The organism is Streptococcus parasanguinis (assembly GCF_009717775.1).
GTDB lineage: Bacteria > Bacillota > Bacilli > Lactobacillales > Streptococcaceae > Streptococcus > Streptococcus parasanguinis_AG.
In genome coordinates, this window is the sequence record NZ_WMZF01000001.1 from 311,060 (window position 1) to 328,775 (window position 17,716).

The 17,716-nt window shown below is 39.3% G+C and carries 22 protein-coding genes; all 22 read left to right on the plus strand.

Annotated elements, in window-relative coordinates:
* Positions 1 to 3: 3 nt before the first annotated feature.
* The gene (gene cobJ / locus GMC92_RS01550; RefSeq protein WP_118094983.1) at positions 4 to 729 is read left to right on the plus strand and encodes a precorrin-3B C(17)-methyltransferase; all 726 of its coding nucleotides are present in this window, start codon (positions 4 to 6) and stop codon (positions 727 to 729) included.
* On the plus strand, positions 726 to 1,487 hold the full coding sequence (gene cobK / locus GMC92_RS01555; protein WP_118094985.1) for a precorrin-6A reductase: 762 nt from the start codon (positions 726 to 728) through the stop codon (positions 1,485 to 1,487). The genes cobJ and cobK overlap by 4 nt, the downstream gene beginning before the upstream one ends.
* The gene (gene cobA, locus GMC92_RS01560) at positions 1,484 to 2,944 is read left to right on the plus strand and encodes a uroporphyrinogen-III C-methyltransferase (RefSeq protein ID WP_155199517.1); all 1,461 of its coding nucleotides are present in this window, start codon (positions 1,484 to 1,486) and stop codon (positions 2,942 to 2,944) included. The genes cobK and cobA overlap by 4 nt, the downstream gene beginning before the upstream one ends.
* Entirely contained in the window at positions 2,937 to 3,704 is a 768-nt protein-coding gene (locus GMC92_RS01565; RefSeq protein ID WP_155199518.1) for a sirohydrochlorin cobaltochelatase, read from the plus strand. Before cobA ends, GMC92_RS01565 begins: the two co-directional genes overlap by 8 nt.
* Before the next feature lie 10 nt (positions 3,705 to 3,714).
* Entirely contained in the window at positions 3,715 to 4,419 is a 705-nt protein-coding gene (locus GMC92_RS01570; protein ID WP_155199519.1) for a cobalt-factor II C(20)-methyltransferase, read from the plus strand.
* An 18-nt stretch (positions 4,420 to 4,437) separates the two neighbouring features.
* Complete coding sequence (locus GMC92_RS01575) at positions 4,438 to 5,166, plus strand: energy-coupling factor ABC transporter permease (protein WP_155199520.1); 729 nt, start codon at positions 4,438 to 4,440, stop codon at positions 5,164 to 5,166.
* Complete coding sequence (locus tag GMC92_RS01580) at positions 5,163 to 5,447, plus strand: energy-coupling factor ABC transporter substrate-binding protein (RefSeq protein WP_049472704.1); 285 nt, start codon at positions 5,163 to 5,165, stop codon at positions 5,445 to 5,447. Before GMC92_RS01575 ends, GMC92_RS01580 begins: the two co-directional genes overlap by 4 nt.
* Positions 5,448 to 5,586: 139 nt before the next feature.
* Positions 5,587 to 6,315 carry an energy-coupling factor ABC transporter permease gene (locus GMC92_RS01585; protein WP_155199520.1) on the plus strand — a complete coding sequence of 243 codons (729 nt, stop codon included), beginning with the start codon at positions 5,587 to 5,589 and terminating at the stop codon, positions 6,313 to 6,315.
* Positions 6,312 to 6,596 (plus strand): energy-coupling factor ABC transporter substrate-binding protein, encoded by a 285-nt coding sequence (locus GMC92_RS01590; protein WP_049472704.1) that lies wholly within the window; start codon positions 6,312 to 6,314, stop codon positions 6,594 to 6,596. Before GMC92_RS01585 ends, GMC92_RS01590 begins: the two co-directional genes overlap by 4 nt.
* A 33-nt stretch (positions 6,597 to 6,629) precedes the next feature.
* Positions 6,630 to 7,319, plus strand: coding sequence for a CbiQ family ECF transporter T component (locus GMC92_RS01595; RefSeq protein WP_049472703.1), 690 nt, complete (start codon positions 6,630 to 6,632; stop codon positions 7,317 to 7,319).
* A 4-nt stretch (positions 7,320 to 7,323) separates the two neighbouring features.
* The gene (locus GMC92_RS01600) at positions 7,324 to 8,139 is read left to right on the plus strand and encodes an energy-coupling factor ABC transporter ATP-binding protein (protein WP_155169105.1); all 816 of its coding nucleotides are present in this window, start codon (positions 7,324 to 7,326) and stop codon (positions 8,137 to 8,139) included.
* Positions 8,124 to 9,623 carry a cobyric acid synthase gene (locus GMC92_RS01605; protein WP_049474853.1) on the plus strand — a complete coding sequence of 500 codons (1,500 nt, stop codon included), beginning with the start codon at positions 8,124 to 8,126 and terminating at the stop codon, positions 9,621 to 9,623. Before GMC92_RS01600 ends, GMC92_RS01605 begins: the two co-directional genes overlap by 16 nt.
* A complete protein-coding gene (locus GMC92_RS01610) occupies positions 9,623 to 10,207 on the plus strand; it encodes a cob(I)yrinic acid a,c-diamide adenosyltransferase (protein WP_049474854.1) in 585 nt (194 codons plus the stop codon). Before GMC92_RS01605 ends, GMC92_RS01610 begins: the two co-directional genes overlap by 1 nt.
* A gap of 2 nt (positions 10,208 to 10,209) precedes the next feature.
* Positions 10,210 to 10,641 (plus strand): precorrin-2 dehydrogenase/sirohydrochlorin ferrochelatase family protein, encoded by a 432-nt coding sequence (locus GMC92_RS01615; protein ID WP_155169109.1) that lies wholly within the window; start codon positions 10,210 to 10,212, stop codon positions 10,639 to 10,641.
* A 16-nt stretch (positions 10,642 to 10,657) separates the two neighbouring features.
* Positions 10,658 to 11,914 (plus strand): glutamyl-tRNA reductase, encoded by a 1,257-nt coding sequence (gene hemA, locus GMC92_RS01620; RefSeq protein ID WP_155199521.1) that lies wholly within the window; start codon positions 10,658 to 10,660, stop codon positions 11,912 to 11,914.
* Positions 11,901 to 12,824 carry a hydroxymethylbilane synthase gene (gene hemC / locus GMC92_RS01625; protein ID WP_155199522.1) on the plus strand — a complete coding sequence of 308 codons (924 nt, stop codon included), beginning with the start codon at positions 11,901 to 11,903 and terminating at the stop codon, positions 12,822 to 12,824. The genes hemA and hemC overlap by 14 nt, the downstream gene beginning before the upstream one ends.
* Entirely contained in the window at positions 12,809 to 13,522 is a 714-nt protein-coding gene (locus GMC92_RS01630; protein ID WP_118095007.1) for a uroporphyrinogen-III synthase, read from the plus strand. The genes hemC and GMC92_RS01630 overlap by 16 nt, the downstream gene beginning before the upstream one ends.
* Position 13,523: 1 nt before the next feature.
* Positions 13,524 to 14,492 carry a porphobilinogen synthase gene (gene hemB, locus GMC92_RS01635; RefSeq protein WP_155199523.1) on the plus strand — a complete coding sequence of 323 codons (969 nt, stop codon included), beginning with the start codon at positions 13,524 to 13,526 and terminating at the stop codon, positions 14,490 to 14,492.
* An 8-nt stretch (positions 14,493 to 14,500) separates the two neighbouring features.
* Complete coding sequence (gene hemL, locus GMC92_RS01640) at positions 14,501 to 15,781, plus strand: glutamate-1-semialdehyde 2,1-aminomutase (RefSeq protein ID WP_155199524.1); 1,281 nt, start codon at positions 14,501 to 14,503, stop codon at positions 15,779 to 15,781.
* A gap of 13 nt (positions 15,782 to 15,794) precedes the next feature.
* Positions 15,795 to 16,379: a bifunctional adenosylcobinamide kinase/adenosylcobinamide-phosphate guanylyltransferase gene (gene cobU, locus GMC92_RS01645; protein WP_155199525.1), complete on the plus strand. Its 585-nt coding sequence runs from the start codon at positions 15,795 to 15,797 to the stop codon at positions 16,377 to 16,379.
* Positions 16,376 to 17,098, plus strand: a complete 723-nt coding sequence (cobS, locus tag GMC92_RS01650; protein WP_155199526.1) for an adenosylcobinamide-GDP ribazoletransferase — start codon at positions 16,376 to 16,378, stop codon at positions 17,096 to 17,098. Before cobU ends, cobS begins: the two co-directional genes overlap by 4 nt.
* Positions 17,095 to 17,697, plus strand: coding sequence for a histidine phosphatase family protein (locus GMC92_RS01655; RefSeq protein WP_155199527.1), 603 nt, complete (start codon positions 17,095 to 17,097; stop codon positions 17,695 to 17,697). Before cobS ends, GMC92_RS01655 begins: the two co-directional genes overlap by 4 nt.
* Positions 17,698 to 17,716: the final 19 nt, after the last annotated feature.

Here is a 17,716-nt window from a genome sequence, read left to right on the forward strand (position 1 = left end):
AATATGTTATACGTTATTGGACTTGGCCCTGGTAAAGAAGAATTGATGTCTCAAGAAGCATTGGAAGCTATTAAAGATTGTGAAATTATTGTTGGTTATTCTACCTACATGCGTTTGATCAAAGATCTTGTAAAAGATAAAGAAATGGTTGCGACTGGTATGCGTCATGAGATTGAACGTTGTCAAAAAGCCATCGACCTTGCTCATGAAACTGGAAAAAATGTCGGTGTTGTTTCTAGTGGTGACGCAGGTGTGTACGGAATGGCTGGTTTGATTCTTGAATTGTTAGAAGAAAACGATACTCTTGAAGTAAAAGTTGTACCTGGAATTACAGCAAGCTTGGGAGCCGCTGCAGTGATGGGTGCACCTTTGATGAATGATTTCTGCCATATTTCACTAAGTGACTTGATGACGCCTTGGGAAATGATTGAAAAACGTCTTCATGCAGCAGCACAAGGGGACTTTGTAGTTTGTCTCTACAACCCAAGAAGTAAAGGTCGTCCAGAGCACTTGTCAAGAGCACTCGAAATTATGTCTGAATACAAAGCCAAAGATACGATTGTCGGAATCGGAAAAGATATTGGACGTAAGGACGAAGAAATTATTTTGACGACGATTGAAGACTTAGATGAAACTCTTGTAGATATGACAACGATTGTCATTGTCGGAAACAAAGAAACTTATGTGAAAAATGGACGCATGATCACACCTCGAGGATATACACTATGATGAAACTGCTTTTCGGTGGAACTGCTGAAAGTACGGAAGTCCTTGAATTTCTTTCACAAAAGAATATTCCTGTCACGACCTCTGTTGTTTCGGATTATGGACGTCATTTAGCATCTAAATTTGGACAAGATGTAGTCCAAGGGAGAATGACTGCTCAAGATATGGTTGATTTCATCAAAAAAAATGAAGTTGACGAAATTATTGATGCTTCCCATCCTTTTGCTGACATTGTTTCTCAGGAAGCAATAAAAGCAGCAAATCTGGCTGGCATCCCTTATGTACGCTTCGAGAGACAAGCTACAAATGATTTATCTGGAGCAACGGTTGTTCATTCGACAGAAGAAGCCATTGAATACATGAAAGAGAAGCAGTACAAAACTGTCTATTTAGGGACAGGAAGTAAAACTTTGCCCTTATTCGTACATGGTTTACCTGACTCTCGCATTGTAGTCCGAGTTCTTCCGACTTCAGAAGTCCTTAAGGGCTGTGAAGAGTTAGGACTTGTTCCGGATCAAATTGATGCCATCAAAGCTCCTTTCTCTAAAGAATGCAATAAAGAATTATTAGCACGCTCGAAAGCAGAAGTATTTGTTTCTAAAGAAAGTGGAAATATTGGTGGTATTCGAGAAAAGATTGAAGGTTGCCAAGAACTAGGAATGGATTGTGTGATTATTTCACGGCCAATCGTTCATTATCCTAAAGTGGTTTCAACTATTGAAGAATTGGAAGCCTATTTGAAGAAAGAGGTGGCAGAATGAGTGGCTTTGTTAGTCTAGTTGGTGCAGGTCCAGGTGATGAGGAATTAATTTCTGTAAAAGGAGCTCGCAGACTAGAGGAGGCAGATGTTCTGATCTATGATCGTTTAGTGAATCCCATGCTTCTAACTTACACAAATGCAAATTGTGAAAAGATCTATGTTGGTAAGATTCCTAATCAACCCTGTGTCTCACAAGAAGAAATTGAGGAAGTCCTAGTTGAAAAAGCCAAAGCAGGGAAAAAAGTTGTTCGCCTAAAAAGTGGCGACCCCTATATCTTTGGTAGGGGAGGAGAAGAAGCACAAACTCTCATCCAGGAAGGAGTTCCATTTGAAGTAGTTCCTGGAATCACCTCTGCGATTGCTGGCCTTGCTTATGCCGGCATTCCCATGACTTTTAGAAATATCGCAACTAGCTTTCATGTCTTCACTGGGCATTTACAAGATGCCAGTGAAGCACTAAACTGGGACGCTATTTCCCATCTAAAGGGTACCCTAGTCTTTCTAATGGGAATGAAAAACTTACAGACTATCTGTGAAGAATTGATGGTACGTGGCTATGATAAGGATACTCCTGTCGCTATTATTGAATGGGCCACCCACCCCCAACAACGTTCTATCGATGGTAAGTTAGAAACCATTGTTGGGCTGGTTGAACAACATCAAATGAAAGCGCCGAGTTTAATTGTTATTGGTGACGTCGTTGCTTTCCGCGAAGAATTAAACTACTATGAAAAACTTCCTTTGTTCGGCCGAACAGTTTTAGTTCAAGAAACGCCAAATGCTAAACTTCCAAAACTGTTGAAGGATGCTGGGGCGACAGTTTACGCTTTTCAGTCTCCAAGTAAATTGCTTGCAAAAGAATTGTCACTACCTGAACTCTCTAGCATTGATGGGGTATTGATCACTGATCCTAGCTCTTGGAAATTCTTTGTTGCTTATTTGCAAGATAAAGAGTTAGATATTCGTAGTCTCAGTCATTTAAAGATTGTCGCTAGTGGTCATCACACGATTAAGGCCATCAAAGAATCAGGTATTCGTTTGTATGATCAGATCAACGATTTTGCAGAAGAATATTTTGTGAAACGAATGGCTGATCAAGAAGGAAACTGGATCGTCCTCACTTCAGATATTAAGGAAAAAGCAGTAGTAGAAGTTTTTGACTTCCCGATCTACTCAACTCATTCAGTAGATTTTGAAAGTGAATCGTTTGCCTATCATTCAGAGGATATTCAGCTTGTTTGTTTACCAAATTCTGCTGCGGCCTACCACTTTGTTTTGATGGCCGAAAAATCTCAAGAGAATTGGAGAGAGAAACCTATTATCATTATGGGAGACAATACCAGATCTGTCTTGGAAAAAGCAGGCTATCATCACTTGATTGAATCAGAAGAGAAGACCTTAAAATCTGTTTGTAAAGCTTGCCAAACTTTTTTTAGAAGGGAAAGTGAAAATGAGTAAAGCGATTATAGTTGTTAGTTTCGGGACGACCTATCCTGAAACACGTAAGAAAACCATTCAAGCCTGTGAAGAGGCTATTCAAAAACGATTCCCTGATTTTCAAGTGCATCGTGCCTTCACTTCGAATGTTGTCATTAAGAGAATTAAGGAAAATGAAGGAATCACAGTTCCAACAGTTAATCAACTTTTGGAACAATTGAAAAAGGATGGTGTAAAGGAAGTATACATTCAACCGCTTCATGTTATTCTAGGAAGTGAGTATGAAAAAGTCCTTCATCAAGCCAACCAATTGAAACATGAGTTTGACATTTTAAAAATTGGGAAACCTCTTCTTTTTAGTGAAAAAGATTATGAAAATGTTGCAAATATCCTTGTAAAAGAATACAATAATAATGATGCAGACGAAGCAACCATCCTTATGGGACATGGTAGTCAGCACTATGCCTTTACGGCTTATGCTGCATTAGACCACATGCTGATGAAAACACCTGTTTATATCGGGTGTGTGGAATCTTATCCACCAGTAGAGGACCTTGAAAAAAGGCTGGAAGCTAAAGGCGTTAAAAAAGTACATCTTGCTCCATTTATGTTGGTTGCAGGAGATCATGCAACAAATGATTTGTGTTCGGATGAAGAAGGTTCATGGAAACACTTTTTCACAGAAAAAGGCTATCAAGTAGAGACACACTTGATTGGACTTGGGGAATACCCAAGTGTTCAAGAACTCTATGTTCAACACTTAGAAAAAATTATTCAATAGGAGGTCTAAAATGGCAACATTTTACGGTATTGGTATTGGTCCAGGAGACAGTGAACTCGTAACCGTTAAAGCCAAAAATATTCTGCAAACATTGGATATTTTGTACACTCCTGAAGCCAAACGCGGTTCCAAGAGTGTGGCATTGACGATTGCGAGTCCCTATGTCAGTGATCATCTAGAGATTAAACAACGCCACTTTCCAATGGTTCGTTCATTAGAAAAGAAAGAACCTCAATGGGAACAAATTGCTGCTGAAATTGTAGAAGATGTAAAAGCTGGGAAGAATGTTGGCTTTATCACTTTAGGGGATCCGATGGTCTATAGTACCTATAGTTACCTTTTGAGATTAATTGGAGATAGCATCGATACCCAAACAATTCCTGGAATTACCTCATTTGGTAGTATGGCTTCTGTCTTAGGCCAACCTTTAACCATGGATGAGGAGTCCTTTGCAGTGGTACCAGCTACAGCAGATGCTGATAAGATTGACCAAGCTTTGGCGATTCATGATACTGTCGTCATTATGAAGGTAGCTAGACACTTGGATGTCGTTCTTCCTTTATTGGAAAAACACAACTTGATTGAAAAAACATTTTTAGTGAGTCATGCTTCTACTGAGAAGCAAAAGATTCTGTACGGAGTATCAGAATTAACTGTTGATGACAAATTAGATTATTTTACAACCCTATTGGTTAAGAAACATCCATTAGGGTAAAGAAAAAGGAGTGCAATTATGAAAAAAAGTAAAAAAATGCTAGCAATTGCTTTATTAGTATTGCTATTCATCTTTAGACCTCAACCTGTTTCTGCTATGCACATTATGGAAGGCTATCTCCCATTGGTATGGTGTATCGTTTGGTTCTTACTATTTTTACCATTCTTCATCTTCGGTTTGATCAAGATTAAGAAGATTGTTTCAAAAGATCCAAATTCAAAAACTATGTTGGCCTTGTCAGGTGCCTTCATCTTTATCTTATCTTCATTGAAAATCCCTTCCGTAACTGGATCTAGCTCTCACCCAACTGGTGTAGGTTTGGGAACTGCTATGTTTGGGCCATCTGTTATTAGTGTCTTAGGAACCATTTGTTTGTTGTTCCAAGCTCTTCTTTTAGCCCACGGTGGTTTGACAACACTTGGGGCTAATGCCTTCTCAATGGCTGTAGTTGGTCCTTTTGTCGGATTTGCAGTTTACAAATTCAGCCGTTCTTTGAAACTATCTAAACCAGTTTCACTCTTCTTGTGTGCGATGATTGCCGACTTGGCAACTTATGCAACAACTTCCCTTCAACTTGGCTTGGTTTTCCCAGATCCAACCACTGGATTTGTAGGGTCAACCTTTAAATTCTTGGGAGTCTTTCTCATTACGCAAATTCCAATTGCGATTGTAGAAGGACTACTTACAGTAATCTTCTATAACTTGATTTCAGAAAATGCTAGTGAAAGAGAGGGTCTATTCCTATGAAAAAGCATAAGAATCTTTTGTTGTTAGCAGCTATTGTTGTGATTATTGTCGGTGCTTTCTTATTTGCTCCTAAAGGAGTAGAATATAGTGGTACGGATGATGCCGCAGAAAATGCTATTTCGACTATTCAAAAGGACTATAAACCTTGGTTTTCACCATTGTTTGAACCACCAGGATCAGAAGTAGAGAGCTTACTCTTTACCCTACAAGGTAGTATCGGTGCAGGGATTATCTTCTATGTCATCGGCTACCAGAGAGGGAAGAAGCATCAAGATAAATAAAGCTGGTGTAGGAGGAAATCCTATTTAATATATGATGTCTGGTTTTCCTCCTCTATTTCTCTATTACTGTTCTAGATTTTATTTTACAACCCTATTGGTTAAGAAACATCCATTAGGATAATAAAAAAGGAGTGCAATTATGAAAAAAAGTAAAAAAATGCTAGCAATTGCTTTATTAGTATTGCTATTCATCTTTAGACCTCAACCTGTTTCAGCCATGCACATTATGGAAGGCTATCTCCCATTGGTATGGTGTATCGTTTGGTTCTTACTATTTTTACCATTCTTCATCTTCGGTTTGATCAAGATTAAGAAGATTGTTTCGAAAGATCCAAATTCAAAAACTATGTTGGCCTTGTCAGGTGCCTTCATCTTTATCTTATCTTCATTGAAAATTCCTTCTGTAACAGGATCAAGCTCTCACCCAACTGGTGTAGGTTTGGGAACTGCTATGTTTGGGCCATCTGTTATTAGTGTGTTAGGAACCATTTGTTTGTTGTTCCAAGCTCTTCTTTTAGCCCACGGTGGTTTGACAACACTTGGGGCTAATGCCTTCTCAATGGCTGTAGTTGGTCCTTTTGTCGGATTTGCAGTTTACAAATTCAGCCGTTCTTTGAAACTATCTAAACCAGTTTCACTCTTCTTGTGTGCGATGATTGCCGACTTGGCAACTTATGCAACAACTTCCCTTCAACTTGGCTTGGTTTTCCCAGATCCAACCACTGGATTTGTAGGGTCAACCTTTAAGTTCTTGGGAGTCTTTCTCATTACACAAATTCCAATTGCGATTGTAGAAGGACTACTTACAGTAATCTTCTATAACTTGATTTCAGAAAATGCTAGTGAAAGAGAGGGTCTATTCCTATGAAAAAGCATAAGAATCTTTTGTTGTTAGCAGCTATTGTTGTGATTATTGTCGGTGCTTTCTTATTTGCTCCTAAAGGAGTAGAATATAGTGGTACGGATGATGCCGCAGAAAATGCTATTTCGACTATTCAAAAGGACTATAAACCTTGGTTTTCACCATTGTTTGAACCACCAGGATCAGAAGTAGAGAGCTTACTCTTTACCCTACAAGGTAGCATCGGTGCAGGGATCATCTTCTATGTCATCGGCTACCAAAGAGGGAAGAAGCATCAAGATAAATAAATATTTCATTTAGCATTTGTATGGGAGGAAACTATGTTTGTAATTGATCGCTACGCTTATAATAATCGATGGACTGATGTTCCAGAATTAAATAAATTCATTCTATTTATTATATTAATGGTAATTTCATTTTCTGGTTTTCTTCCCTTACAAATACTGTTAATTGTTATTATGATTCCCTTAACTTGTTATATTGCTAAACTTCCAGTTTTAAAATACTTGAGTTGGTTTCGTTATCCTTCTATTTTCATTTTATTAAGTATGGCTACTTTTGTTATTAGTTACGGTGAAAATAGTCATCAATTTTTAATGGCGATACCAGTTGGAAGTCATGGCTATTTAGGAGTTTTTCATTCTTCTGCCAAACAAGTTGGACCAATTGTTATGAGAATTTATTGTTCTTTAATTTCAACCTATTTTATGGCTTTAACCATTCCTTTTAACCAAATGATGAAACTCTGTAAAAGACTTCATTTGCCGGATATCCTAATGGAATTAATCGTACTGATGTATCGTTTTATCTTTTTAGTATTAATCGAATTTTTAACCATTCGAGATACCTTAGATTTGAAATTTTCATTTGTTAATAAGAAAAAATCTTATCTTGGCTGGGGAAGATTAGCCAATACCTTGTTTGTTAAATTATTAGCGGATAACCAGCGCTTAAATGATGTCTTAACTTTGAAATTTGCGCAAGCTAAAGAACTCGATGAGGAGGAATAAAAATATGTTGAAATTAGAGAATATTACGGTTTTGTTTGATGATTTAAAAGCCTTAGACCATGTGAATATGGAGTTCATGGAAGGTAAAATTACCGGGATCATTGGTACCAATGGTTCAGGGAAATCTACGTTGATGAAGGTGATGACCAAACTGCTTAAACCCCAAGAAGGGAGTGTTTATTTGGATCAGCAGCTCATTCAAGACAAAAAGAAAGATTTATTTGCTTATCGACAAGAAGTCAATATGGTGTTTCAAAATCCGGAACAACAACTATTTTATACCATTGCAAAAGATGATATCGGAATGGCTTTGGAGAATTTAGGGTATTCGAAAGAGGAATGCGATAAACGAGTGCAAGAAGCTATTGAGTTAATGGATATCAAAGAGTTGCAGGACCGTCCGGTACAATACTTAAGTTATGGTCAAAAGAAGAAAGTTGCTATTGCGGGAATGTTGGCCCTCAAACCGCGCTTTTTGCTCTTAGATGAGCCGACAGCTGGTCTTGATCCGAAAGGACGAGATCAAATGGCGATGATTATGAAAAAACTAGTCTCCAATGGGACGAGCATTATTGTGACAAGCCATGACATGGATCTCATGTATGACTGTTGTGACTATGCCTACCTGATCAAAAAAGGAAAAATCATGACCCAAGGGACAAAATACGAAGTATTTCAACAAGAAGAGATTCTACTAGATGCTGGTCTTTCGGTCCCATGGATTGTCAAACTCCATCAGGCCATCCAAACGCCTTTAGTTGAAAATGAAGAGATTCTATTCGATCAGTTGAAAGAAGGATATTTATGGCAAAATCGTTAATGATTCAGGGGACGGCTTCCGATGCAGGTAAAAGTTTAATTGCCGCAGGTTTGTGTCGTATTTTAAAACAAGATGGTTACACGGTTGTTCCCTTTAAATCCCAAAATATGGCTTTAAATTCTTTTATCACCAAAAAAGGATTTGAGATGGGGAGAGCTCAGGTCGTGCAAGCAGAAGCCGCAGGGATCGATCCAGATGTTCGCATGAATCCTGTCCTACTGAAACCAACTTCGGATCGTAAATCCCAAGTTGTTTTTATGGGCAAAGTCCTTAAAGATATGGATGCGGTGGATTATCATGAATTTAAGCAGGAGTTACTGCCTAAAATCAAAGAAGTTTACCAAGAATTAGACCAGGAATACGATGCCATTATCCTAGAAGGTGCGGGTAGTCCAGCAGAAATCAACTTAAACGAACGGGATATCGTCAACATGGGAATGGCGCGTTTGGTCGATGCGCCTGTCATTTTAGTAGCGGATATTGACAAAGGAGGAGTTTTTGCCTCTATTTATGGGACAATTGAACTAATGCCAGAAGAAGATCGTAAGCGCATCAAAGGGGTTTTGATCAACAAATTTAGGGGGGATGTAGCCCTGCTTCAATCAGGTATTGATATGATTGAAGAGCTCACTCAAGTACCGGTATTGGGAGTTGTCCCATATGCAGACATTGACATTGATAGCGAAGATAGTGTAGCTTTAGGTAATAAGGGACGTACCTTTAATCAGGAAAAAGATCTTGATGTGGCTATTATTACCTTGAAACGGATCTCTAACTTCACCGATTTTCATAGTTTGGAAATTCAACCGGACGTTTCGGTCCGTTATGTCATGCCAGGTGATGAGATTGGGAATCCTGATCTCCTGATTTTGCCTGGAAGTAAGAATACGATTGAAGATATGCAAGTCTTACAAAATGCAGGGATTGTCGAGAAAATTCAGCAGTGTGCTGATCGAGGTATTCGCATTTTTGGCATTTGTGGAGGGTTCCAGTTATTAGGCAAGACGATTTCTGATCCTAATCATGTCGAGTCTGAATTGGATGAAATTGAAGGGCTAGGGCTTCTGGATATCGCAACGCAGATGCAGGGAACAAAACGGACAACCCAGGTCCAGGCAGAACACGAAGGTCAAATTCTGGAAGGTTACGAAATCCATATGGGGGAAACAGAGATATCAGATAGCTTGACACCATTTTCTCGTATTATTCTTCAAAATGGTGAGGAAACAAGCAGATATGATGGAGCTGTTTCACCAGACAAACGAATTCAAGGGACCTATCTCCATGGAGTCTTTGATAACTCTCAATGGACTCGCGATTATTTGAACCAAATTCGAATTGAAAAAGGCTTGGAACCCGTAACGGATCAAGTCATGGATCTGAAAGAATTTAAAGATCTACAATATGATAAACTCGCAGCAGTCATTCGTGATTCTGTCGATATGAAGAAGATTTACCAGATTATGAACGGAGAAGAGCTTTAATGAGAATTTACACAAAGTATGGGGATAAAGGGTTTACCCGTCTATATGGCGGTGATCGTGTGTCCAAAACACATATTCGTGTGGAAGCATACGGGACCATGGATGAATTGTGCTCTCAAGTTGGCTACCTAGTATCTGAAATGAAGGAATACAAGGAGTTGGATGATATCAGAGAGGAATGTGAAGAGATTCAACAACACTTGTTCGATTGTGGAAGCGACCTTGCCACTCCTAGAGAATTAAGACCATATAAGCAAAAAGAATCCGATATTACCTTCCTAGAAGAAAAAATGGATGCTTATATGCACATTCCTGAAAAAATTGATCGTTTCATTATTCCTGGTGGACATCGAATTGCGAGTCTCTTTCATGTAGCTCGTACTATGACACGGCGCTTAGAGAGAAGAATGGTCGCTGTGATTGAAGCAGATGAAACAGTTAACGAGGTTGGACTGATTTATATTAATCGCTTGTCAGATTACTTTTTTGTGGCGGCCCGTTTGGTCAACCACCGTTTAGATGTCAAAGATACAGTCTATAAACGAAGCGCTAAGATTTTTAGAGAAAGAAAAGAGGAGAAATAGCCATGTATCCTGTCATGATGAATATCCAAAATAAACCAGTAGTGGTGATTGGTGGAGGAAAAGTGGCAGCTCGTAAAATTAAGACCTTGTTGTCTGAAGGAGCGAAGGTTACAGTCATTAGTCCTGAACTCAATGAAGAAATTCCTAAATCACAGGTTGAATGGGTTCAAAGAAGCTATCAAACAGGTGATTTGGAGGGAGCTAAACTAGTTTTTGCCTGCACTGATAACCAGGATATCAATAAAAAAGTGATGGAAGAGGCTCACCCTAGTCAGTTCGTGAATAATACAGGGGATAAGAAAAATTCCGACTTTTATAATGTTGCAATTGCATCAAATAATGAATTATCCGTCATGATTTCTACCAATGGTTTATCTCCATCGCGCTCAAAAGAAGTTAGAAAAAAGATAGAACAACTTTTAGATCAATTATAAGAACGAGGCGGATAGAATGTATTTATTATATGTTGGTGTCACACATCGTGTAGCACCCTTATCAGTTTTAGAGCGAGTACATTTTTCTGATGAGGAAAAAATTTCTGCGCTCAAAAAATTAAAAGCAGAAAAAAGTATTCTGGAGGATGTCATCCTTTCAACCTGTAACCGGACAGAGTTGTACTTAGTTGTTGATCAGTTACATACTGGTTGGTATTATTCCAAGCACTTTCTAGCGGATTGGTTTCAGATAGATATTGAAGAATTGGAGCCTTATCTTACGTTTAAAGAGGGCAATGAGGCCTTAGAACATTTATTCCGGGTATCTATTGGTTTAGATTCCAAGATAGTTGGTGAAACCCAAGTTCTTGGGCAATTAAAGCAGGCTTTTTTGACTGCGCAAGAAACTGGAACTACTGGGATTGTTCTGAACCAAGCTTTTCGGCAAGCAGTGACCTTTGCAAAAAGAATGCATGATGTCTATCGGATTAATGCCCGTCCCATGTCTATTGGGTTGACTTCTTTACAAATGTTGGATAGGGAAGACCTTGATTATGAAAACACAAAGATCGCTATCATTGGCTTAGGGGAAATTGGCCAATTGGTGACCAAGTATGTTCTACAACGTCCCTTTCAGTCTATCCGCTTGGTCAACCGTACTCTATCAAAGGCCAATCCTTATTTAACAGAAGATCGTATTCAGGCTTATTCTTGGGATGATTTAGATGATGCTATAAAGGATGCGGATATTATTTTCACAGCCATTAAGTCAGAAGGCTATATCCTCTATCCTGATATGGTAAAAGCAGGAGCTATCGTTTTTGACTTATGTTTGCCACGAACTTGTCATCCCAATTCGTCTATTACCATTCACAATATTGAAAATATCACCAGTGAATTGCAAGCTTTCTTTGAAGAAAGAAATGAAATTGCAAAGAATATCGAAGTAGAGATCTCCAGTGAACTAGTGAGCTTTGAAGAGTGGAAGCAGCAATTAGGCATAATCCCTTTGATTCAAGAAATTCGAGAAAAAGCTATCCAGGCTCAGCAATCGGCAATGGAAAGTTTATTACGCAAACTTCCAGATCTCACCGAACGGGAAAAGAAACAAATTTCCAAGCATATGAAGAGCATCATCAATCAGATCTTAAAGGAGCCTTTGTTGCAATTAAAAGAAATGTCTGTTGGAGAAAATTCAGAATATGATATTGCCTTGATTGCAAAAATCTTCGATCTTCATAGTGGAAAGGGAGTAAACCATGAGAAGCATTAAAGTTGGAACAAGAAAAAGCCAGTTGGCCATGACCCAAACCAAAATGGTGGTACAACGTTTAAAAGAATGCCATCCTGAGGTTGACTTTGAATTGGTCCCTTATAAAACTCAGGGAGATCGTTTAGTACATGTATCTCTTCAAACCATTGGGGGAAAAGGCGTTTTTGTAAAGGAAATTGAACAGGCTCTCTTGAATAAAGACATTGATATAGCGATCCATAGTTTAAAAGATGTTCCTTCTATTCTTGTGGATGGCTGTACCATTGGAGCCATACCGGAGAGAGAAGATGTCAGAGACTGTCTGATTTTTAGAGAAGAAGGGATGACCTTGACCACTCTTCCTCAAGGAGCCGTTGTAGGGACCAGTAGTATTCGTCGCCAGGTGCAACTACAAAGTTTAAGAAGCGATCTTCAATTTAAACCCTTACGTGGCAATATTGATTCTAGAATTCGGAAATTACAAGAATGCGAATGCGATGCTATCGTGCTAGCCGTTGCTGGCTTGAAACGGATTGGTTATTTGGACCAATCTCCATCTTTGAATATAGAATTTCTAGATCCAAACGAATTCATTCCTGCAGTTTCGCAAGGGGCATTAGCCGTTGAATGTCGTGAAGATGATGAGGAAGTCCTGGAAATATTGGCTTCTATCCATGATAAAGAAGTAGAAAACTGCATCCAATTGGAAAGAAGTTTCTTAAGCTTGATGAATGCGGATTGTACCTTCCCAGTAGGAGCTCATGCTCAATATATCGATGGTCACTATCGCTTAGAGACTATGTTAGCGGATGCCAAAGATCGTTGCCTTTATGTAGCTCTTACGTCTAAGGATGGTAGCGATCTTCCCAAACGTGCTCTGGAGCAATTAATAGATAAAGGGGCCTTAACAGACAAATGGTGGGAAGCTTAATTATTTTTACAAGAGAACAAAAACCCTCTGTCGAATTACAAACTTTACTGGAACAAAAACAAGTTGGCTGGTTACATGCGCCACTGATTTGCACGCAAGGTAATCCTGTTCCACCAATTTTAAATGAGAAACTGAAAAAAGCTGATTGGGTCTTTTTCACTAGTGCCAATACAGTCCAATTATTTCTTCCCTATTTAAAACCTGATTTTAAAATTGCTTCTATTGGAAGTCAAACAAGTAAGTTATTAAAAGAACATCATATTGATGTTACCTTTGAGTCGACTAGCCAGTATGGAATTGATTTTATCAAGGAGTGGGGTAGTCAATATGGGGAGCATCAATCTATCTTGTTCCCTCACAGTGATCTTGCTAATCCAATTTATCCAAAAATGTTACAAGAATTGGGGCATGATGTTTATGCTTGGCCCCTCTATCAAACTGTTGCCAATCAAGAGGGAATCGCTAAAATAAGAGAGCTTCTATCCTTAAAAGAACCATGTGTATGGACCTTTGCTAGTCCATCAGCCTGGGATGTTTTTTATCAAGAAGGGCTTTCTTTGCCAAAACATCACCAAATTGGTGTTATTGGAGAGACTACAGCAAAAGCTGTTTTAGATTGTGGTGTTTCCGTAAACTATATTCCTTCAAGTCCATCAATGGTGAAATTGGTTGAGCTGATCATAAAGGAGATGCAATAAAATGAATTTTAAAAGACATCGTAGATTAAGAAAGAATTCTCTAATGAGAGATTTAGTAAGAGAAACGACTCTCAGTGTCAATGACTTTATTCAACCCCTCTTTGTAAAGGAGAATCTAGAGCAAAAAGAAGAAGTGGCTTCCATGCCAGGAGTCTATCAATTTTCCTTAGCAGATCTTCTGGAAGAAGTCGAATCCTGTGTACAACTCGGGATTAAATCTTTTATAATCTTTGGAATTCCAGCTCTTAAAGATGAAGTTGGTTCAGAAGCTTCTAATCCGGATGGAATTGTTCAAAAAGCCCTTCGCTTGATCAAGCAACACTATCCAGATTTAATTCTCATAGCAGATACCTGTCTATGCGAATTTACAAGTCATGGACATTGTGGAATTCTAGATGGTGAAACAGTGGTGAACGACCTTTCTTTGGAACGTTTAGTCCAAGTAGCCATTAGTCAAGCGGAAGCAGGTGCAGACATTATTGCACCATCTAATGCAATGGATGGATTCGTTGCAGTGATTCGAGAAGGCTTAGACAAGTCTGGCTTTGGTATGGTACCGATTATGTCTTATTCGGTTAAATTTGCCTCTAGTTTTTATGGACCATTTCGTGATGCCGGCGAAAGTGCTCCTGCCTTTGGTGACAGAAAGACATACCAAATGGATCCAGCAAACCGTTTAGAAGCTCTTCGGGAAGCTCAAAGCGATGAAGAAGAAGGAGCAGATTTCTTAATGGTCAAACCAGCTCTTGCCTTTTTAGATGTCTTAAGAGATTTACGAAATCAAAGCGCTCTCCCACTAGTAGCATATAATGTTAGTGGTGAATACAGTATGATTAAAGCTGCTTCTGCTCAGGGTTGGATTGACGAGCGTGCAGTGGTTATGGAAAGCCTCATAGGGATGAAGCGAGCAGGAGCGGATTTGATTATTACCTATTTTGCAAAAGATGTAGCAGGATATTTGAAAGGCTAGGATGAAACATGAAACGAACACAATCAAATGATTACTTCAAAGAAGCAGAGTCTATTTTTCCAGGTGGTGTTAATAGCCCAGTACGAGCTTTTAAAGCAGTTGGTGGCAATCCAATCTTCATTGACCATGCTCAGGGACCTTATTTATATGATGTAGACGGCAATGAATTTATAGACTATGTTCTTTCGTGGGGACCAATGATTTTAGGACATGCTCCTAAAGATGTTCTTGAAAAAGTACAAGATGCTCTATGGGAAGGAACCAGTTACGGTGCACCTAGCCCACGTGAAATCAAACTAGGAAAACTTATTAAAGAACGTCTACCCTTTGTAGAAAGAATTCGAATGGTCAATTCTGGGACAGAGGCAACTATGAGTGCAATTCGTTTAGCACGTGGGATTACTAAACGATCAAAAGTAGTAAAATTTATTGGTTGCTACCATGGTCATAGTGATTCTTTCTTGGTTCAAGCTGGCTCAGGTGTAGCAAGCTTTGGAATCGCAGATTCAGCGGGTGTCATACCTGAGGTGGCGCGTGAGACGATTGCCCTTCCTTATAATGATTTAGATACATTGCGAACTTGTTTTGAAGAGCATGGTCATGAAATCGCTTGTGTCATTGTAGAAGCCATTGCAGGAAACATGGGCTTGATTCCAGGACATAAAGAATTCATCGAGGAGATTCGCCGTCTAACAACAGAAGCTGGTTCTCTCTTCATTATTGATGAAGTCATGACTGGTTTTCGTGCACATTATCAAGGGGCAGTAGGCTTGTATAAAGTTGACCCTGATTTGATCTGTCTGGGGAAAGTCATCGGAGGTGGTTTCCCAGTGGCCGCTTTTGGTGGTAAGGCACAATACATGAACCAAATTGCTCCTTTAGGAGATATTTATCAAGCTGGAACCTTATCAGGGAATCCGATCGCCATGGCAGCTGGTTATGAAAACTTACACCTATTGACAAAGGAAGTTTTTGATCAAACGGTCGAAAAGACTGCTTATCTCTGTCAGGGTATCCGCAATTTAGCAGAAAAACATGGGGTAGCTCTTCAAGTGGTTTCTGTTGGAACCATGTTTGGATTTTTCTTCTCAGAAAAACCCGTACTGAATTTTGAGGATTCCAAAAAAGCAGATCATCAGCTTTTTGCTAAGGCACATGGTTTACTTTTGCAAGAAGGGGTTTACATTGCCCCATCACAGTATGAAAGCAACTTCTTATCGAGTGCTCATTCTTACGAAGATCTAGATCGTACTTTAGCTGCTTTTGACAAAGCATTTAGCCAGTTGTAATGAGAGGAAAAATATGGGGAAGATTGTTTTAGTAACGGGTGGTGCTCGTAGTGGTAAATCCACCTTTGCTGAATCAACACTCTTGCAGAAAGAGGGAGTTTGTTACATTGCAACAGGCCTCGTCATGAAAGAAGATCCAGAGTGGCAGGAACGGGTCAAGCTCCATCAACAAAGACGACCAAAAAGCTGGGATACGCTCGAGCAATACCGAGACTTAGCTAGCTGGATTGATCAAGACAACCATAGCGACTACTTATTAGATTGTGCCACCATGTTAACCACCAATCGACTATTTGATCTTGTCAACGAGTGGTATCCGGAGAAAGGTTTCTTATCGGACGAGCAGTTTTTAAGTAAAGCAGAACAAGCTCGTATTTTGGAAGCCATCGAAGCCGAGTGGTCTCAGATACTTTCTGCCATGAAGGGGCGCGAAGCTACTTTTTGGATTGTCACTAATGAAGTGGGTCTTGGCATCGTTCCAGACACTCGTCTTGGACGATACTTTAGAGATCTTCAAGGTAGGGTCAATCAATTAATTGCAAAGGAGGCAAGTGAAGTCTACTTAGTTATTTGTGGGCTAGCACAGCAGTTAAAATGATTTCAGCACTCATTATCTATACACAATTTTTTAGTAGGATTGTGATTCCCAAAGCGGTTGATCTCTCCTATGTTCGAAAAGGAGTTCCAATTTTAACGCTTTTTGGTCTCCTACTAGGTCTCATTTCCTCCTTATTTTTTGTTTTAACTTCTTTGGTGCTTCCTGAGAACATTGCTTGGATTTTGACCTTGTTCTTTGATGTGCTTCTCACTGGAGGCTTTCATTTGGATGGCCTTGCTGATACAGCAGACGGATTGTTCTCTTCACGTTCTAAGGACCGAATGTTGGAAATTATGAAAGACAGTCGTATTGGAAGCAATGGTGTCTTGGCTTTGATTTTCTATTACGGCCTTATGATCGCGATGGGACCTTATCTTCCTCAACCTAAGTGGCTTATTGTAGCTTCTTTATCGATGATTGGGAAGGTTGGTTTGACCATGCAGCTTTACAAGATGCGCTATGCACGCGAATCAGGTGGCTCTGGAAATTTCTTTTCTGGAACAAAAACTAGTTCGATCCTTTTAGCTCAGATTGTCCCACTGGCTGTCCTTATTGGAGGTTTTTGGTTAAAAGGGCTCCTTGCTTATAGTTTGGTCATTCTAGGGACTCTTGCCTTTCGCTGGTTCGTTTATCAAAAGATTGATGGCGAGACAGGAGATACCTTAGGTGCGTCTGTAGAAGTAGCTCAGATAATGTTTTTGATAGGAATGATTATATGACAGTAAGAAAGTGGTACCTGATTCGCCATGGAGAAACTGATTTTAATAAAAAACGTTTTTTCTATGGCAAAGCGGATGTCTCTATCAATGAGACAGGAAAAGAGCAAGCCAGTAGGATTCATCAGCTGATGAAAGGAAGAGCCATTTCTCGGATCTATACTAGTCAGCTTAAAAGAACCCAAGAAACAGCTGCCATCATTTTTCCAGATCAGATTCCCACAGCTTATAAAGCCTTGAATGAAAGAGATTTTGGCTTATGGGAGGGTAGGACAGCTAATGAAATACAAGCAGCCTTTCCCTTAGTTTGGGAGGAATGGCTGGAAAGCCCTTTTGATGTTACTCCATCTAAGGCAGAACCTTTTCAAAAGTTTAAAGATCGAGTCCATTCAGTCGTCAAAGAGATTCGTGAATCAGCGGATGCAGAAATTGCGATTGTTGGGCATCTAGGTGTTTTACGTCTGATTTATCAATATTTAGTGGATGAAGATGCTGATTTTTGGTCGGTTGATATCCCTCAAGGAACTGTTTTATTACTAGATGACAATGGTTCTTGGGAAGAAACGCTGATCAAAGAAGACTTTCAAACAAAAGCAGATTAAGATAAAAACCTAGTATAGA

What these genes read in the sequence shown, in the direction of transcription:
- GMC92_RS01570 (WP_155199519.1), top strand. Translation starts at nt 3,715, where the DNA reads ATGGCAACATTTTACGGTATTGGTATTGGTCCAGGAGACAGTGAACTC.
- GMC92_RS01580 (WP_049472704.1), top strand. Translation starts at nt 5,163, where the DNA reads ATGAAAAAGCATAAGAATCTTTTGTTGTTAGCAGCTATTGTTGTGATT.
- GMC92_RS01590 (WP_049472704.1), top strand. Translation starts at nt 6,312, where the DNA reads ATGAAAAAGCATAAGAATCTTTTGTTGTTAGCAGCTATTGTTGTGATT.
- GMC92_RS01605 (WP_049474853.1), top strand. Translation starts at nt 8,124, where the DNA reads ATGGCAAAATCGTTAATGATTCAGGGGACGGCTTCCGATGCAGGTAAA.
- GMC92_RS01610 (WP_049474854.1), top strand. Translation starts at nt 9,623, where the DNA reads ATGAGAATTTACACAAAGTATGGGGATAAAGGGTTTACCCGTCTATAT.
- cobS (WP_155199526.1), top strand. Translation starts at nt 16,376, where the DNA reads ATGATTTCAGCACTCATTATCTATACACAATTTTTTAGTAGGATTGTG.
- hemC (WP_155199522.1), top strand. Translation starts at nt 11,901, where the DNA reads ATGAGAAGCATTAAAGTTGGAACAAGAAAAAGCCAGTTGGCCATGACC.
- GMC92_RS01630 (WP_118095007.1), top strand. Translation starts at nt 12,809, where the DNA reads ATGGTGGGAAGCTTAATTATTTTTACAAGAGAACAAAAACCCTCTGTC.
- GMC92_RS01655 (WP_155199527.1), top strand. Translation starts at nt 17,095, where the DNA reads ATGACAGTAAGAAAGTGGTACCTGATTCGCCATGGAGAAACTGATTTT.
- hemA (WP_155199521.1), top strand. Translation starts at nt 10,658, where the DNA reads ATGTATTTATTATATGTTGGTGTCACACATCGTGTAGCACCCTTATCA.
- GMC92_RS01565 (WP_155199518.1), top strand. Translation starts at nt 2,937, where the DNA reads ATGAGTAAAGCGATTATAGTTGTTAGTTTCGGGACGACCTATCCTGAA.
- GMC92_RS01600 (WP_155169105.1), top strand. Translation starts at nt 7,324, where the DNA reads ATGTTGAAATTAGAGAATATTACGGTTTTGTTTGATGATTTAAAAGCC.
- GMC92_RS01585 (WP_155199520.1), top strand. Translation starts at nt 5,587, where the DNA reads ATGAAAAAAAGTAAAAAAATGCTAGCAATTGCTTTATTAGTATTGCTA.
- cobK (WP_118094985.1), top strand. Translation starts at nt 726, where the DNA reads ATGATGAAACTGCTTTTCGGTGGAACTGCTGAAAGTACGGAAGTCCTT.
- GMC92_RS01575 (WP_155199520.1), top strand. Translation starts at nt 4,438, where the DNA reads ATGAAAAAAAGTAAAAAAATGCTAGCAATTGCTTTATTAGTATTGCTA.
- GMC92_RS01615 (WP_155169109.1), top strand. Translation starts at nt 10,210, where the DNA reads ATGTATCCTGTCATGATGAATATCCAAAATAAACCAGTAGTGGTGATT.
- hemL (WP_155199524.1), top strand. Translation starts at nt 14,501, where the DNA reads ATGAAACGAACACAATCAAATGATTACTTCAAAGAAGCAGAGTCTATT.
- cobU (WP_155199525.1), top strand. Translation starts at nt 15,795, where the DNA reads ATGGGGAAGATTGTTTTAGTAACGGGTGGTGCTCGTAGTGGTAAATCC.
- hemB (WP_155199523.1), top strand. Translation starts at nt 13,524, where the DNA reads ATGAATTTTAAAAGACATCGTAGATTAAGAAAGAATTCTCTAATGAGA.
- GMC92_RS01595 (WP_049472703.1), top strand. Translation starts at nt 6,630, where the DNA reads ATGTTTGTAATTGATCGCTACGCTTATAATAATCGATGGACTGATGTT.
- cobJ (WP_118094983.1), top strand. Translation starts at nt 4, where the DNA reads ATGTTATACGTTATTGGACTTGGCCCTGGTAAAGAAGAATTGATGTCT.
- cobA (WP_155199517.1), top strand. Translation starts at nt 1,484, where the DNA reads ATGAGTGGCTTTGTTAGTCTAGTTGGTGCAGGTCCAGGTGATGAGGAA.